We start from the raw sequence: 15,839 nt of genomic DNA, 5'->3' as shown, positions 1-15,839 counted from the left end.
GTAGATAGGTTTGAGGTGGAAGTGCAGTAATGCATGGAGCTGACAAATACTAATCGGTCGAGGGCTTATCCTGACAGGTTGGGAATGGATGTGGAAGATACAAAAGAGGATTTCAGTGTTTAGTTTTGAAGGTATGAACCTATAATGACAAGGACGTCTGTTGAGAACTCAACAGACGTTTTTTGTTATCCAAGTTCACCCGTGGGACTCAGCAGGCAGATTTTCGTGCAAGCACGAATCTGCCTGTTGAGTCCCACGAAGGGAGCGCTGCTTCATGAGCAAAAGGAGCTGCGCAGCAGCGGAAAGCATCGAAGATGCGAGTTTGCGAATGGCGCGTGTGAACGGACGGCGAATGCAAAAACGCTCCGTAAGGATCGCATTGCGTCGGAATGGAAGGATGTCGCTTTCGCGACCCGACGCAGGCGAATATATCCCATGAGAAATGTAGTTGTTTACTACACTAAAGTCTGATATAATGTTTCTGGATTCCGGTCTGCAGGCTGCATTTGCAGGCGAAAGGAAGTTAAGAAAGGTTGATACGATATGTTGGAACAAATTAGACAGTCCATTGAACAGGCGCAGATGGTGCTTGTCGGGATTGGAACGGAGTTTGCAGTAAAAGAGGAAGCGCAGGAAGATCCTTTTTTTACAGAGCTTGCCAAGACCGCGCAGACAGATCCCGCTGCGGCAGCGCTGCTCGCATTTCATAAAAGCCAAAAGAAAGCGGGCGGCTGTGAAAAAGAACAGGTTCAGAAGGCATATGAAGTTCTGGCAGATCTTTTGAAGGATAAAAATTATTTTGTGATTTCTCTATGCGAGGACGGTTTGTTGGAACAGGCAGGACTCAAAGAAAATCGAATTCTGACGCCAGCCAAAGAGGGAGAGGAAGAAACGGATAGTGGAGTGTATCCGACAGACAGCTGGGAAACTTACACCAAATGGCTGCAGGGGACATTAAACAGAAATTTGGTGATTCTGGAGCTGGGCGTTGGGATGGAGCTGCCGCAGCTGATCCGTTTTCCGTTTGAAAAGGTTGCATATTTTAATCAAAAATCCTGTCTGTACCGGGTTCATTCCCATTTGTATCAGATGACGGAAGAGATTAAGGAGCGCGGATATAGTGTACCGATGCATCCGGTTACGCTGTTGCTGGAAGAAAAATAGTATTTCTAATAAATAATGAGGAACCAAATGATTGCAATTATCGACTATGATGCAGGAAATGTAAAAAGTGTCCAGAAGGCGCTGGCATATTTGCACGAGGATACGATACTGACGCGCGACCCGAAACAGCTGCTTGCAGCAGAAAAAGTCATCCTTCCGGGTGTTGGGGCATTCGGGGATGCGATGGGAAAATTAAAAGAATATGGTCTGATTGATGTGATTTCTGAGATTGTCGACAAGAATACTCCGTTTCTTGGAATTTGCCTTGGTTTGCAGCTGTTATTTGAATCGAGCGAGGAAAGCCCTGGCGTGGAGGGGCTCGGTCTGTTAAAGGGAAAAATCCTGCGGATTCCAGACGGCGTTGCAGAAGACAAAAGACCGCTTAAAATTCCGCATATCGGCTGGAATTCCCTCTCCTTTCCGCAAAAAGGACGGCTGTTTGAAGGATTTTCCAGGGAGCCGTATGTGTATTTCGTGCATTCCTATTATCTGAAGGCGGAGGAGGATATTGTCACCGCGAGAACCGAGTATGGCGTTTCTATCGATGCTTCTGTGGAAAAAGGAAATCTGTTCGCCTGTCAGTTCCACCCGGAAAAGAGTTCGGAGGCTGGGCTGAAAATTTTGGAGAACTTTGTGAGATTAGGCAGGGAGGGCAACTGAGGATGTTTACAAAACGGATCATTCCCTGTCTGGACGTCCATAATGGCAGGGTAGTAAAGGGCGTTAATTTTGTCAATTTGAGGGATGCAGGAGATCCGGTGGAGATCGCAGCGGCGTATGATAAGGCGGGTGCGGACGAATTGGTTTTCCTGGATATTACAGCGTCCTCGGATGCGCGGGCAACGGTCGTGGACATGGTAAGACGGGTTGCTGAGCAGGTGTTTATCCCGTTTACGGTCGGCGGCGGAATCCGCACGGTTGAGGATTTTAAGGCATTGCTGCGGGAAGGAGCGGATAAAATTTCTGTCAACTCAGCGGCGATTTCCAATCCGCAGCTGATCGCGGATGCGGCGGAAAAGTTCGGCAGCCAGTGCGTTGTCGTTGCGATTGATGCAAGGCGCAGAACAGACGGTGCAGAGGGCTGGACGGTTTATAAAAACGGCGGACGGATCGATACCGGTCTGGACGCGGTAGAATGGGCGAGAAAGGCGCAGGAGCTGGGAGCCGGGGAGATTTTGCTGACGAGCATGGACTGCGATGGAACGAAGGCAGGCTATGATATTCCGCTGACCCGGGCGATCGCACAGAACGTGTCGATTCCGGTCATCGCTTCCGGTGGTGCAGGCAAGATGGAGCATTTCAAGGAGGCACTGACAGACGGCATGGCAGATGCGGCGCTGGCAGCTTCCTTATTTCACTATAAAGAGCTGGAAATCGGACAGGTCAAGGAATACCTGCAGAAGGAAGGAGTCGCGGTAAGATGGCAATGATCAGCAACGACTGGTTGCCGGCGTTAAAGGATGAGTTTCGAAAACCGTATTATGCGAAGTTATTTTCTTTTGTGAAAGAAGAATATGCGACGCATGTGGTATATCCTCCGGCGGATGATATTTTCAACGCATTTCATTTTACGCCGCTTCGCGAGGTGAAGGTCGTGATTTTGGGACAGGACCCTTATCATAACGAGCATCAGGCGCATGGGCTTTGCTTTTCTGTGCAGCCGGGAGAGGAGGTGCCGCCGTCGCTTGTCAATATTTATCAGGAGCTGCATGATGATCTGGGATGCTATATTCCAAACAACGGTTATCTGGAAAAATGGGCGAAGCAGGGCGTGCTGATGTTGAACACCGTGTTGACTGTGCGGGCGCATCAGGCAAATTCCCATCAGGGAAAAGGCTGGGAGCAGTTTACGGATGCAGTCATCGAAGCGGTTAATGCGCAGGACCGTCCGATCGTTTTTTTGCTCTGGGGACGTCCGGCGCAGCAGAAGGCTTCGATGTTGACGAATCCGCAGCATTTGATTTTGAAGGCGCCGCATCCGAGTCCCTTGTCTGCATATCGCGGATTTTTCGGCTGCAGGCATTTCAGCCAGACCAATGAATTTTTAAAAGCACATGGAGTGGAACCGATCGACTGGCAGATTGAGAACCGATAAGAGAGGCAGATAAAGGAGCAACGATGAACAAAAAACCATTTGTAACCAAAGAACAGATTGAAGAAATCGCAAAGACGTATCCGACTCCGTTTCATCTCTACGATGAAAAAGGAATCCGCGAAAATGCGAAAAGAGTAAAAGAAGCATTTTCCTGGAACCCTGGATTTCGGGAATATTTTGCGATCAAAGCGACCCCGAACCCGTTTTTGGTTGACATTTTACGGGAATACGGCTGTGGCTGTGACTGTTCTTCCGAAACGGAACTGATGCTCTGTGATGCGATCGGCGCCAAGGGCGAGGAGATTATGTTTTCCTCCAACGATACGCCTGAAGAGGAATATGCCCTGGCAGCGAAGCTGGGCGCGATTATCAACCTGGATGACATTACGCATATCGATTTTGTAGAGCAGATTCTGGGCAAGCTTCCGGAGACGATGAGCTGCAGATATAATCCGGGCGGCGTGTTCACGTTGAGCAACGGCATCATGGACAATCCGGGGGATTCCAAATACGGTATGACGACGGAACAGATTTTTGAAGCGTATCGGATTTTAAAGAGCAAGGGAGTAAAACGCTTTGGTATTCACGCATTTCTGGCGAGCAACACGGTGACGAACGAATATTATCCACAGCTGGCAAAGCAGCTGTTTGAGCTTGCTGTGAAGCTGGAAAAAGAAACCGGAGCGGACATCGCATTTATTAATCTGTCTGGCGGTGTCGGCATTCCGTATCGTCCCGATCAGGAGCCGAACGATATTCTGGCGATCGGCGAGGGCGTCAGAAAGGTTTACGAAGAGGTTCTGGTTCCGGCAGGCATGGGAGATATCGCAATTTATACCGAGATGGGACGTTTCATGATGGGACCTTACGGTGCGCTGGTAACGAAGGCGGTGCATGAGAAGCATATTTACAAAGAATATATCGGCGTGGATGCGTGCGCGGCGAACCTGATGCGTCCCGCGATGTACGGTGCTTATCATCATATCACGGTGCTGGGCAAGGAAAATGCGCCCTGCGACCATATATACGATGTGGCCGGTTCCCTTTGCGAAAATAATGACAAATTTGCAATCGACAGAAACCTTCCCAAGATTGATATGGGAGATTATCTGTTCATTCATGATGCGGGCGCACACGGCTTTTCGATGGGCTATAACTACAACGGACGTCTGCGCAGCGCGGAGATTTTACTGCAGGAGGATGGCACTGCAAAGCTGATCCGCCGTGCAGAGACACCGAAGGATTACTTCGCAACGTTTGACTGCTTTGATTTTTATAAAAATCTGAAATTTGAAAAATAAAGCCTGATGCGGACTGGGAAAGGACGCACAGTTGAGGAAACATGCAATAGAATGAAAAAATGCCCGAACTGGACGGATGAAAGGATCCGAACCGGTTCGGGCGTTTTTATGAAATGTCAGAGAAACATATTGTCTGCAGGGTGACAATCTCATCTGTTGCTAAAATAGGATCGCCAGCGGCGCAGCCTGTTTTACAGAGCGAACTGGAATATGCAAAATGCCGCGTAAATAGCGAGCAGAATAATACCCTGCAGGCGTGTCATTCTGCCTTTGATGAGCGGAGGAATCGTTAGGATCAGCATAACGCTGAGCATGACAGGAATATCTACAACGAGGGATGCGTTATAAGCGCCGATCTGCTTGCTGTTAGGCAGATCGAAGGGAGATAACAGGATCGAAACACCACTTACCAAAACGAGGTTAAACAGGTTTGCGCCGATGATGTTGCCGAGGGATAACAGACCGTGTCCTTTGCGCAGAGAGGTGATTGCGGTAACAAGCTCCGGCAGGGAGGTGCCTAGAGCAACAAAGGTGAGGGCGATAACGGATTCGGGAACGCCCAACAGTCCGGCGATGATGATGCCATTATCAACTAACAGGTTTGCGCCGATTGCGATAAAAGCAGCACCGATGACCAGTAAAAGAAGATCCTTTCCGGTCGAATTAGAAGCGGTGTCGGCCTCTGCCGCTGCGACCTCAGCGTCCGCTTCTGCAGCCTCCGGGTTCTTGCCGTGCATCGCCTGATAGATCTGAATGCCGATATATGTGACGAAAATCAGCAGAAGCAGCACACCGGTTACGCGATCGAAGCGCTTGGTAACGTAGGCGGAAAACAGATAGAGTGCGGTGGATACATAAAAGAAAATAACCGGAATGGTAAGTGTCTTTTTATCCACTCGGGACGGCTTGACTGCGATGGAAATTGCCGCGATCAGCGCCGTATTGCAGATGATGGAACCGATGGCGTTTCCGTAGGCGATTTCACCATGGCCGCTGACTGCAGAGGTGGCGGAAACCATGACCTCCGGCAGGGTAGTGCCGATGGAAACGACAGTTGCGCCGATTAACAGATCCGGGACATGGAACTTGTGAGCGATGCCTGTTGCACCGTCCACAAACCAGTCGCCGCCCTTAATCAGCAGAACCAGTCCGACGAGAAACAGGATGATGGGTGTTATCATTTGTTTATCCTCCAGAAATGAAAAAAGTTAGTTACATCGAACCTACTTTTTGATCCGATAGAAAAAAACCCGAAGTTATAAAAACTTCGGGTTTTCGTGCCGGCGACGGGACTTGAACCCGTACTATGTCACCATAAACAGATTTTGAGTCTGCCGCGTCTGCCATTCCGCCACGCCGGCTGATGTGCGTAAAACTCCTGCAACAAAAAAGATTTTACCATAAAGAGATTGCGATTTCAAGGGAAAAATGAGTTTAATTTTCGGTTTTCATTTCGCAGCATCTTGACAATGCCGTGTAGATGGTGTTACTTTTACTTTGCATTGAAAAAATGACGCACATGCGAAGATGAGGAGAAAAACATGCAGGAATTAAAACCGATCAAAGAAGGAAAAGTTCGTGAGATTTATGACAACGGCGAAAGCCTGATTATGGTTGCCACAGACCGTATCAGCTGTTTTGATGTGATCTTACATAATGAGGTAACGAAAAAGGGAACCGTCCTGACTCAGATGTCCAAGTTCTGGTTCGATATGACACAGGATATTCTTCCTAACCACATGATTTCTGTAGATACCAAGGATATGCCGGAGTTTTTCCAGCAGGAGAAGTATGAAGGCAAGTCCATGATGTGTAAAAAGCTTCAGATGCTTCCCATTGAGTGCATCGTGCGCGGCTATATCACCGGCAGTGGTTGGGCAAGCTACAAGGAAAACGGCACGGTATGCGGCATTCGTCTGCCGGAGGGCTTAAAAGAATCCGATAAGCTGCCTGAGCCTATTTACACTCCCTCCACCAAAGCGGAAATCGGCGATCACGACGAAAATATTTCCTTTGAGCAGAGCGTTACGCATCTGGAAAAATATTTCCCTGGCAGAGGGCAGGAGCTTGCAGAACAGCTTCGTGACAACACCATCGCCCTGTACAAGAAATGTGCAGAGTACGCACTGAGCAAGGGTATCATCATTGCGGATACCAAGTTTGAGTTTGGTCTGGACGAGGATGGCAACATGGTGATCGGCGATGAAATGCTGACACCCGACAGCTCTCGTTTCTGGCCTGCGGAAGGCTATGAACCCGGACATTCTCAGCCTTCTTTTGACAAGCAGTTTGCCCGCGACTGGCTCAAAGCCAACCCGGATAACGACTGGACACTGCCTCAGGAGATCGTAGACAAGACGATTGCAAAATATCTGCAGGCATATGAGATGCTGACCGGTAAGCAGCTGTAAACAGCTTAGGTATGCTTTGCAAAATAGCGAGCACAGACAAACGGCATCACACAAACGATCGGAAATAGAAAGGATATGCTGGACATCCTGTTTTTTTCGTGCTATCCTTTTTATATGAAATTATTTCATTGGAGGATGCGTCAACTATGGCAAGAAGAAAGAAAAACATGACCTATGAAGAAGAACTGACCTACCTGGACAGCGAAATTTCCAAAACTGAGGAAACTTTAAAGGCACTCAAGACACGAAAAAAGGAACTTGCTAAAGTAAAAGAACAGGCTGATCTGCAGACTCTGTATGCAGCGATCAAGGAGTCCGGCAAATCTGTTGCGGATGTAATTTCCAGCTTAAAGTAAGAATATGCCCAGACTGCGAACCCGCAGTTTGGAATAGGGGAACAGGCAGTCAATACCTGTTCCCTGTTTTTTTATCGTATAGGCAACTTCCTTTCTATACGATAAAAATACTCCGCGAGGATTGCATTGCAGAGGAATTTGGATAGAGATGGAGGAAATGGTGATGGGACAGGAGAGAATCATTCATGCAGCACTGCTTGGGGCAGGAACCGTGGGCAGCGGCGTTTATAAACTGGTAAAGGATCTGGAGGAAGAGATCATTTCCAAAACGGGCGCGCGCCTGGTGGTGGATAAAATTCTGGTGCGCGATACGACAAAAGCGCGGGAAGGCATTCCGTCTGAGCTTCTGATAGATCGTTGGGACGAGATTTTAAACGATCCCCAGATCGAAATCGTGATTGAGGTGATGGGAGGAATTCGGCCGGCGCTGACCTGGCTGGAGGAAGCGCTCCGCGCAGGCAAACAGGTTGTAACGGCGAATAAGGATTTGCTCGCAGAATATGGAGAACAGCTGTTCGATGCGGCGGAAGCCGGAAAATGTGACCTGCATTTCGAAGCGGCGGTTGCAGGTGCAATTCCGATCATCCGTCCGCTGCGCCAGAGCCTGGTAGCCAGCGAACTGACAGAAGTGATGGGCATTGTCAACGGGACGACCAACTATATCCTGACGCGGATGACGGAGGATGGGATGGGCTACGAAGAGGCACTTGCCCTTGCGACAAAGCTCGGCTATGCAGAGAGCGATCCGACTGCGGATGTGGAAGGCTACGATGCAGGACGCAAGGTGGCGATTATGGCATCGATCGCGTTTAACTCCAACGTGACCTTTTCCCAGGTGTATACCGAAGGTATTACACACATCACGGCGGAGGATATCCGCTATGCGAAGGAATTTGGCTATGTGATCAAGCTGATCGGCATGACGAGGCTGACAGAAGGCGGCGTAGAGGTTAAAGTACATCCGATGCTTTTGCCGGAGCAGCATCCGCTTTCAACTGTCCGGGATTCGTTCAATGCGGTATTTATCCACGGGGAAGCCTGCGACGACGCGATGTTTATGGGGCGCGGCGCAGGACAGCTACCGACAGCGAGCGCAGTGATGGGCGATGTAATCGACGTGATGCGAAACATTCTGCACCATTCCTGCGGCAAGATCGGTTATGGCTGCTACCGGAATCTTCCGGTGAAATCCGCAGAGGATACGGTCAGTCGGTTTTTCCTACGGATTCAGGTAACGGACAAGCCCGGCGCGCTCGCCAACATTGCCGGGATTTTGGGCAATAACGACGTGAGCATCGCGCAGGTCGTGCAGAAGCGCAGCCATGACGGCGTTGCAGAGCTTGTCATCATCACCGACCCGGTGCGGGAAAAACATTTTAACGATGCGCTCAGCATCTTAAAAGGCATGTCGGTGTTAAAAGAAGTGTCCGGCGTGATCCGGGTATACGGGAATTAAGGTGTGCCCGGCATGAAATAACGCGTTCGGCTTGTTTTATCGTCAGCGCAGCTGCATGTCGATTCGAATATCGTTTCCGGAAACAGTCACGTCAGCGAGGCTGCCGACGATCAGCGGCATCATTGGTGGAAGATGTCCGAGATCGACGTCCATAATTACCGGGACATGGTGGGAAAGTGCGACGGGCAGTACCGCCTGATATGAATCGAGGCCCATCATGTCCTGTCCGAAGCACAGCGGGCGACCGATCAGGAAGGCTTTGACGTGTTCGAACCAGCCAGCCTGTTCCATTTGCCACATGGCTCTGCGGATAGAGAAGACGTTCAAATCGCAGGCTTCAAGAAACCAGATGATGCCATCCTCTTTGTAGCGCTCGATAAAGTCCTTCGTTTTATCGAAACGGGTTCCGGTCAGATTGACGAGACAATCCATGCAGCCGCCGAGGAGTCTGCCGGAGACGTGAAAGCTTGGGGCAGAGGCTGGCGATACAGCGCCTGTCTGTAGGTTACCGCCCGCAAGCTGCGGGTCGCTGTTTAACTGGTCGTTGTACAAATGCGTTGTGCCGTTAGTCCTCTGTGCATACTCCGTCCCGTAGCAGCGCAGGACGCGCGGCTCAGTCACATGATAGGGCGCAAGGGGATTCGTTTCATCTTTTAAGGCTTCCTTTTCCCAGAGGGGGTAGCCGGATACGGTCTGTGCGCGCCCTGTCAGCAGGTGGAAGGCATCGGAAATAGCGGGATGCCACAGCTCCATGCCAAAAGCGCCGGCACAGGGACCGTAGATGGAGGCGGTATCTGCAAGGGTTGCGAGAAGATAGGTCATATTCGTGTTGTCGGAATAGCCCATGTACCATTTGGGATCGGCTTTCGCAAGGCGGTCAAAATCCATATATGGAAGAATTTCGCACATCAGTTCGCCGCCTCCGCAGGAAATCAGACAGTCGTTGTCGGATTTTACATAATAATCCATCAGCTCCTGCGCGCATTTTTCGGGGGTGTTGCTGATGCCGACGCCGCTGCTTTCATAGCAGTTTGGTCCGAGGTCAAGCCGGTAGCCAAGCTCGATGAAGCGTTTCTGGGCGTGTTCAAACGTTTCCTGATAAGGGGAGGTTGCACAGCCAAAGGAAGGGGCGACAAAGCCGATCGTGCCGCCGTCCGGTAAAAATTTGGGAAATTTCATAGGGATGTTCTGTTCCTTTCTCTTTCTGAGGAGGCGAAGGCAGCTGCTGCCCTCGCCTCCGATTTATTTCTGACAATAGAATGCGCAGCATTCTGCAGCATTCTATTGTATTTTTACGTTATCGGTTGGATCGATAAAGCCTTCTCCGAAGACCTCGCTGGTTTCCGTAATCATGACAAATGCGTCCGGATCGGTCTGATGTGCGGCGCGGCGAACCTTGTACGCTTCGGCCTTGGAGCAGGCACAGAGCAGTACCTGGCGCTCGGTCGTGGTATAAGAACCTTTTGCGCGGATCAGCGTCGATCCTCTTGCGCAGACCTCGTCGATATGCGTTGCCATGGCAGGTCCCTGCGTCGTGATGATGATGGCGAGCTTTCCGGCGCTCGTGCCGTACATGATTTTATCGATGACGGTCGAGGTTACAAACGTAGAAATAAGTCCATATAAAACTGCGTCGGGATTACCATAAACAGGCCAGCCAATCAGGATGATGACGAGGTCGATTGCCATCGTGACAGCGCCGATAGAAAGGTGCGGGTGCAGCGCTTTGATGGACATAGTAAGGAAGTCCGTACCGCCGGTAGACGAGCCTCTCATGTAGATCAGCGCAAGACCGCAGCCGAAAAATACGCCGGAAAAAAGCGCAGCGAGCATAGGATTGCCGTCATAGGCAGGCGTGAGCGGAAAGACGAAATCCAGAAAAAAGGTATTGATCAGAATCGTGCGGATGGATTTGATCATAAATTTACGCCCGACAATCCTGTAACTGAGCAAAATCAGGGGAATGTTGATGACGAGGGAGGTTGTACCGATCGGCAGGTTCCACAGGTGGTTCAAAATCAGGGCGACGCCGGAGATACCGCCAGGCGCGAAGCTTGCGAGCTTTGCAAAGGTATAGATGCCGATCGCGGAAAGGATGCTGCCGAGGATGTCGCAGAATAAATCGATCGCGATATTCTGCAGCTGCTGCGGCGTATAGTGAGTGGACGAAAAAAATTTCATAAGAACCTCTTTCCCGGAAAAACCGTTATAGTAAGGATGATTCAGATTAGAAAAAATATTCCGGGCAAGGAAGCTGCCCGGATGCAGACCGCAAAAAACGTGCCTGCTTTAGCCTGCCAGATAGAAAAATTGTGGCATAGGAGAGAAAAAAAGTCAAGGCAGGCAGATTGTGTGATTTTTTATGAAAAGTTTATGGAATTTTTATTGTATTTCTGTAGATAGAAGAGTAGAATAGGCCAACGTAATTAACAATGTTAAATATTATCAATGTTAATGAAAAAAATAGACAGGGAAAATCGGCGCTTTGGGTGAGCTCTTTGCACTGCAGGCGCTTTGATACAGGAGGAGAAATGGATGACGCGTTAAAACTGGCGAGAGAATTTGAGCATGTCATGTGCAGGTTTCGGAGGATGGATTATTCTGTACTGCATCCCGGAGTTGGAAATATGGAATTTGCAGTGCTGGAGATGATTCATAAGCTGAGTGCGCAGCACGATGCAATTTACGGCGCAGCGATTTCCGATCTGCAGAAAAAAATGGAAATATTACCGTCGGCACTTTCCAGACTGCTCCGTGGCATGGAGGAAAAAGGGCTGTGCGTGCGCAGTATTGACCCGAAAGACCGAAGAAGCAGCTATGTTTCGCTGACGGAGACCGGACAGGAAAGAAGAGATCAGGGACACGGCATTATGGAAGTGTTTGCCCAGCGAGTTGTAGAAAGAATGGGCGAAGGCAGATTCCGTGAGCTGATTAAACAGTGGGAACGGTTCGGAGATGTACTGGAAACAGAAATTGCAGCATTCAGGAATGTGGATGGAATGGAGGAATAGAACAGAAAATGTTTCGGCTACTGAGCTATTTAAAACAATGTAAAAAATCAGTGCTGGCCATTGTACTTCTGCTGATCGTGCAGGCGTACTGTGATCTGGCACTGCCGCAGTATACATCGGATATCGTGGACGTCGGAATTCAGCAGGGCGGTATCACTTATGCTGCGCCCGAGTGGATGCGGGAGGAGACCTGGGGCAGCCTGCAGAATTTAATGACAGAAGGGGAAAAAGAGCTGACCGCTTCCTGCTATGAACAGGCAGAGGACGGTACTTACGAGCGGACAACGAATAAAATGGCGGATCTGGAAGCGTTAAACGATGCGTTCCGGATGCCGATGGTGATGCTGTCTGCGATGGACGAAAGTGCGGAGACCGCGCTGAATGACGGAGCAGATGCAGCGGCGCCCACCAAGGAGCAGCTTCAGCTTCTCCAAGCGCTGCAAAACGGCTCTCTCTCCGAGGAGCAGCTGCTTTCGCTGCGGGAGACGATCACAGACCAGCTGGGCGATATGAGTGATTCCCTGTTGAACCAGAAGGCGATTTTATTTGTGAAAGAGGAATATGAAGCGCTGGGTAAAGACCCGGGCAGCATCCAGATCGCATATCTTTTAAAAACGGGCGGAAAAATGCTCGGCTTTACGCTGCTGATGGCAGTGTGCGCGATTGCAGTCAGTTTCCTTGCGTCCCGCGTTGCGGCATCGATCGGTAAAAATCTGCGTGGTCAGGTATTTGGCAAAGTGTTGTCGTTTTCCAGTGGAGAAATGCATCGGTTTTCGACAGCATCCCTGATTACGAGAAGCACGAACGATATTCAGCAGGTACAGATGGTCGCGGTCATGCTGCTTCGGATGATAAGCTATGCCCCGATCCTCGGAATCGGCGGTGTTTTGAAGGTGGTTGGCACAAAAACGGGCATGGCGTGGATTATTGGGCTTGCGGTAGCGGTCATTATGGCGGTTGTACTGATCCTGGTGAGCGTTGCAATGCCGAAATTCAAGCTGATGCAGAAATTAGTGGACCGGATGAACCTGGTTTCCAGGGAAATTTTGACTGGGCTTTCGGTTATCCGTGCATTTTCCAGAGAAAAATTCGAAGAAAAACGGTTTGATGAAGCGAACCGGAACCTGATGAAAACGCAGCTGTTCACCAACCGCGTCATGACCTTTATGATGCCGGCGATGATGCTGATTATGAACTGCGTTACCGTCATGATCGTGTGGTTCGGTGCAAAGGGAATCGACGCCGGAAACCTGCAGGTTGGCGATATGATGGCGTTTATGACCTATACGATGCAGATCGTCATGTCCTTTTTGATGATTACGATGGTTTCCGTCATGCTTCCGCGTGCAGGTGTGGCAGCAGACCGAATTGAGGAAATTTTGCGGACGGACAGCAGCATTGTGGATGCAAAAAAAACGGAGGATGAAAAGCTGACGCAGTGCAGGGGAGAACTGAGGTTTGAGGACGTAAGCTTTAAATATCCCGGGGCAGAGGGGGACGTACTGGGGCATATCAGCTTTACGGCAAAACCCGGACAGACGACCGCTGTAATCGGAAGCACAGGCTGCGGCAAATCAACGCTGATTCAGCTGATCCCGAGATTTTACGATGTGACGGAAGGAAAAATTACGCTGGACGGTGTGGACATTCGAAATTTGAGCCAGCATAAATTACGGGAAGTGATGGGACTGGTTCCCCAGAAGGGCGTGCTCTTTTCCGGGACGATCGCTTCCAATATCAAGCTCGCAGGAGAAGATGAAATCAGCGACGAAACGATGAAGGAAGCGGCGCAGACAGCGCAGGCAACCGAGTTTATCGATGCAAAGCCGGAAGGCTATGATAGTCCGGTTGCGCAGGGAGGCAGTAACGTGTCCGGTGGACAGAAGCAGCGTCTTGCGATTGCCAGGGTCATTGCAAAGCATCCGAAGGTATATCTGTTTGACGACAGCTTTTCTGCGTTGGATTACAAAACGGACGCAGCGCTTCGAAAGGCGCTGCACGAACAGGCCGCGGACGCGACGGTGCTGATCGTTGCGCAGAGAATCAGTACAATCATGAATGCGGAGCAGATTCTCGTTCTGGAGGACGGAAAAATCGTTGGGAAAGGAACCCATGAAGAGCTGATGAAAAACTGCAGCGCCTATCAGGAAATTGCACGCTCGCAGCTGTCGGAAAGCGAGCTGAAAGGAGGCATGGCAGAATGAGTCAGGAGCAAAATAAAAAGCGTCCAATGATGGGACACGGACCGGGCAGGGGAATGATGCCCGGGGAAAAGGCAAAGAATTTTACGGGAACGATCCAAAAGCTGTTTGCCTACCTTGGAAGCTATCGGATTGTGCTCGGCGTCGTAATCTTATTTGCAATCGGAAGTACGGTATTTAATATTATCGGACCAAAAGTGCTCAGTAAGGTGACAACAGAGCTGTTCAACGGTCTGGTCGCAAAGGTGAGCGGTACCGGCGGTATTGATTTTGAAAAAATCGGCAGGATTTTGTTGCTGCTGCTTGGAATTTACTGTATCAGCGCAGTGTTTAACTTCATTCAGGGCTGGCTGATGACCGGCGTGACGCAGAAGCTGTGTTATCGGATGCGAAAGGAAATTTCCGAAAAAATCAACCGGATGCCGATGAAATATTTCGAATCCAGAACGGTCGGAGAAGTGCTTTCGAGAATCACGAACGATGTCGATACGCTGGGACAGAGCTTAAACCAAAGCGTGACCCAGTTAATTACCTCGATTGCGACGATGATCGGCGTGTTGATTATGATGCTGTCGATCAGTCCTCTGATGACGCTGATCGCACTGGTGATTCTGCCAATTTCCGGCGGTTTGATCGGATTTGTGGTCAAACATTCCCAGAAATATTTCGTGGAGCAGCAGAGCTGTCTCGGTGAAATAAATGGACAGGTAGAGGAAACCTACAGCGGTCATATGGTCATCCGGGCGTTCAACCGCGAAGAAGCGGTGGAGGAAACGTTTTCCCGGACAAACGACAGACTGTATGAATCCGCGTGGAAATCCCAGTTTATTTCCGGTCTGATGCAGCCGATCATGACCTTTGTCGGAAACCTCGGCTATGTTGCGGTTGCAGTACTGGGAAGTGTTCTGGCGGTAAACGGCACGATCGAGGTCGGCGATATCCAGGCGTTTATCCAGTATGTGAAAAATTTCACACAGCCGATCACACAGATTGCACAGGTTTCAAACATGCTGCAGTCCGCAGCGGCTGCCGCAGAGCGTGTTTTTGAATTCCTGGACGAGGAAGAGGAAGAGCAGACCGTTGAGCATCCGGTATCAATGGATCATCTGACCGGTGCCGTAAGCTTTGAGCATGTACGGTTTGGCTATACACCGGATAAAATCGTTATTCAGGATTTCTCCTGTGAAGTAAAACCGGGGCAGATGGTTGCGATTGTTGGACCGACCGGCGCCGGAAAGACGACAATGGTCAAGCTGCTGATGCGTTTCTATGACGTAAACAGCGGCAGAATCTGCCTGGATGGACACGATATCCGGAATTTCAACAGAGGACAGCTGCGTGAAATGTTTGGCATGGTACTGCAGGATACCTGGCTGTTCCAGGGAACCATTATGGAAAATATCCGTTACGGACGGCTGGATGCAACAGATGAGGAAGTCATCGCGGCGGCAAAAGCGGCGCATGCGGATCATTTCATCCGGACGCTGCCGGGCGGTTATCAGATGGAGTTAAATGAAGACGCGACCAACGTTTCGCAGGGACAGAAACAGCTTTTGACGATTGCACGTGCAATTCTTGCTGACAATCCGATCTTGATTCTGGACGAGGCGACCAGCTCCGTCGATACGAGAACAGAAATCCAGATCCAGAAAGCGATGAATAACCTGATGAAGGGCAGAACGAGCTTTGTCATTGCCCACCGACTTTCGACGATCCGGGACGCGGATGTGATTCTGGTCATGAAGGACGGAGATATTGCAGAGCAGGGCACGCACGAAGAACTGCTTGCGAAGGGCGGATTTTACGCGCAGCTGTATAATTCCCAGTTCGAAAAAACAGCATAA

General features: G+C 50.0%; 14 protein-coding genes and 1 tRNA gene. 11 read left to right on the top strand and 4 right to left on the bottom strand.

All coding sequences use genetic code 11. From position 1 onward, the window contains the following. Positions 1-543: 543 nt before the first annotated feature. The 5 genes from OCV62_RS17330 to OCV62_RS17310 are packed head-to-tail and all read left to right on the top strand — an operon-like array spanning position 544 to position 4,560. Positions 544-1,164: a hypothetical protein gene (locus OCV62_RS17330; RefSeq protein ID WP_262588226.1), complete on the top strand. Its 621-nt coding sequence runs from the start codon at positions 544-546 to the stop codon at positions 1,162-1,164. A gap of 27 nt (positions 1,165-1,191) precedes the next feature. Next, positions 1,192-1,824, top strand: coding sequence for an imidazole glycerol phosphate synthase subunit HisH (gene hisH / locus OCV62_RS17325; protein WP_117962289.1), 633 nt, complete (start codon positions 1,192-1,194; stop codon positions 1,822-1,824). A 2-nt stretch (positions 1,825-1,826) separates the two neighbouring features. Next, a complete protein-coding gene (hisF, locus tag OCV62_RS17320) occupies positions 1,827-2,594 on the top strand; it encodes an imidazole glycerol phosphate synthase subunit HisF (protein ID WP_117962290.1) in 768 nt (255 codons plus the stop codon). Further along, positions 2,585-3,259: a uracil-DNA glycosylase gene (locus tag OCV62_RS17315; protein ID WP_262588224.1), complete on the top strand. Its 675-nt coding sequence runs from the start codon at positions 2,585-2,587 to the stop codon at positions 3,257-3,259. The genes hisF and OCV62_RS17315 overlap by 10 nt, the downstream gene beginning before the upstream one ends. 23 nt (positions 3,260-3,282) lie before the next feature. Continuing rightward, the gene (locus OCV62_RS17310) at positions 3,283-4,560 is read left to right on the top strand and encodes a diaminopimelate decarboxylase (RefSeq protein WP_021915593.1); all 1,278 of its coding nucleotides are present in this window, start codon (positions 3,283-3,285) and stop codon (positions 4,558-4,560) included. 191 nt (positions 4,561-4,751) lie between these two features. Here the strand turns inward: OCV62_RS17310 and OCV62_RS17305 are convergent, their stop codons facing one another. Beyond that, the gene (locus OCV62_RS17305) at positions 4,752-5,741 is read right to left on the bottom strand and encodes a calcium/sodium antiporter (protein ID WP_262588221.1); all 990 of its coding nucleotides are present in this window, start codon (positions 5,739-5,741) and stop codon (positions 4,752-4,754) included. Between the two features lie 97 nt (positions 5,742-5,838). After that, positions 5,839-5,921, bottom strand: a tRNA-Leu gene (locus OCV62_RS17300). A gap of 180 nt (positions 5,922-6,101) precedes the next feature. Here OCV62_RS17300 and OCV62_RS17295 point away from each other — a divergent pair. From OCV62_RS17295 to OCV62_RS17285, 3 genes are all read left to right on the top strand, one after another. Next, positions 6,102-6,971 (top strand): phosphoribosylaminoimidazolesuccinocarboxamide synthase, encoded by an 870-nt coding sequence (locus OCV62_RS17295; protein ID WP_021915595.1) that lies wholly within the window; start codon positions 6,102-6,104, stop codon positions 6,969-6,971. 146 nt (positions 6,972-7,117) lie between these two features. Then, positions 7,118-7,327, top strand: coding sequence for a hypothetical protein (locus tag OCV62_RS17290; RefSeq protein ID WP_021915596.1), 210 nt, complete (start codon positions 7,118-7,120; stop codon positions 7,325-7,327). Positions 7,328-7,490: 163 nt separating this feature from the next. Next, on the top strand, positions 7,491-8,783 hold the full coding sequence (locus OCV62_RS17285; RefSeq protein ID WP_262588218.1) for a homoserine dehydrogenase: 1,293 nt from the start codon (positions 7,491-7,493) through the stop codon (positions 8,781-8,783). Positions 8,784-8,825: 42 nt separating this feature from the next. Here the strand turns inward: OCV62_RS17285 and OCV62_RS17280 are convergent, their stop codons facing one another. Next, complete coding sequence (locus OCV62_RS17280) at positions 8,826-9,962, bottom strand: S66 family peptidase (protein WP_262588216.1); 1,137 nt, start codon at positions 9,960-9,962, stop codon at positions 8,826-8,828. 102 nt (positions 9,963-10,064) lie between these two features. After that, on the bottom strand, positions 10,065-10,964 hold the full coding sequence (locus OCV62_RS17275; protein WP_021915599.1) for a YitT family protein: 900 nt from the start codon (positions 10,962-10,964) through the stop codon (positions 10,065-10,067). Positions 10,965-11,314: 350 nt separating this feature from the next. Between OCV62_RS17275 and OCV62_RS17270 the strand changes: the two genes are divergently transcribed. From OCV62_RS17270 to OCV62_RS17260, 3 genes are read left to right on the top strand one after another with little or no spacing between them, the layout of a single operon-like run. Continuing rightward, positions 11,315-11,794, top strand: coding sequence for a MarR family winged helix-turn-helix transcriptional regulator (locus tag OCV62_RS17270; protein ID WP_262588213.1), 480 nt, complete (start codon positions 11,315-11,317; stop codon positions 11,792-11,794). Positions 11,795-11,802: 8 nt separating this feature from the next. Next, positions 11,803-13,998, top strand: coding sequence for an ABC transporter ATP-binding protein (locus tag OCV62_RS17265; RefSeq protein ID WP_262588212.1), 2,196 nt, complete (start codon positions 11,803-11,805; stop codon positions 13,996-13,998). Then, positions 13,995-15,839, top strand: coding sequence for an ABC transporter ATP-binding protein (locus tag OCV62_RS17260; RefSeq protein ID WP_262588210.1), 1,845 nt, complete (start codon positions 13,995-13,997; stop codon positions 15,837-15,839). The genes OCV62_RS17265 and OCV62_RS17260 overlap by 4 nt, the downstream gene beginning before the upstream one ends.

The sequence above is a fragment of the Gallintestinimicrobium propionicum genome (genome assembly GCF_025567525.1).
In the GTDB taxonomy this organism is placed as follows: Bacteria; Bacillota; Clostridia; order Lachnospirales; family Lachnospiraceae; genus Gallintestinimicrobium; species Gallintestinimicrobium propionicum.
The sequence above is the reverse complement of the archived record's forward strand: the minus strand, read 5'-3'. Positions and strand labels throughout refer to the sequence as shown.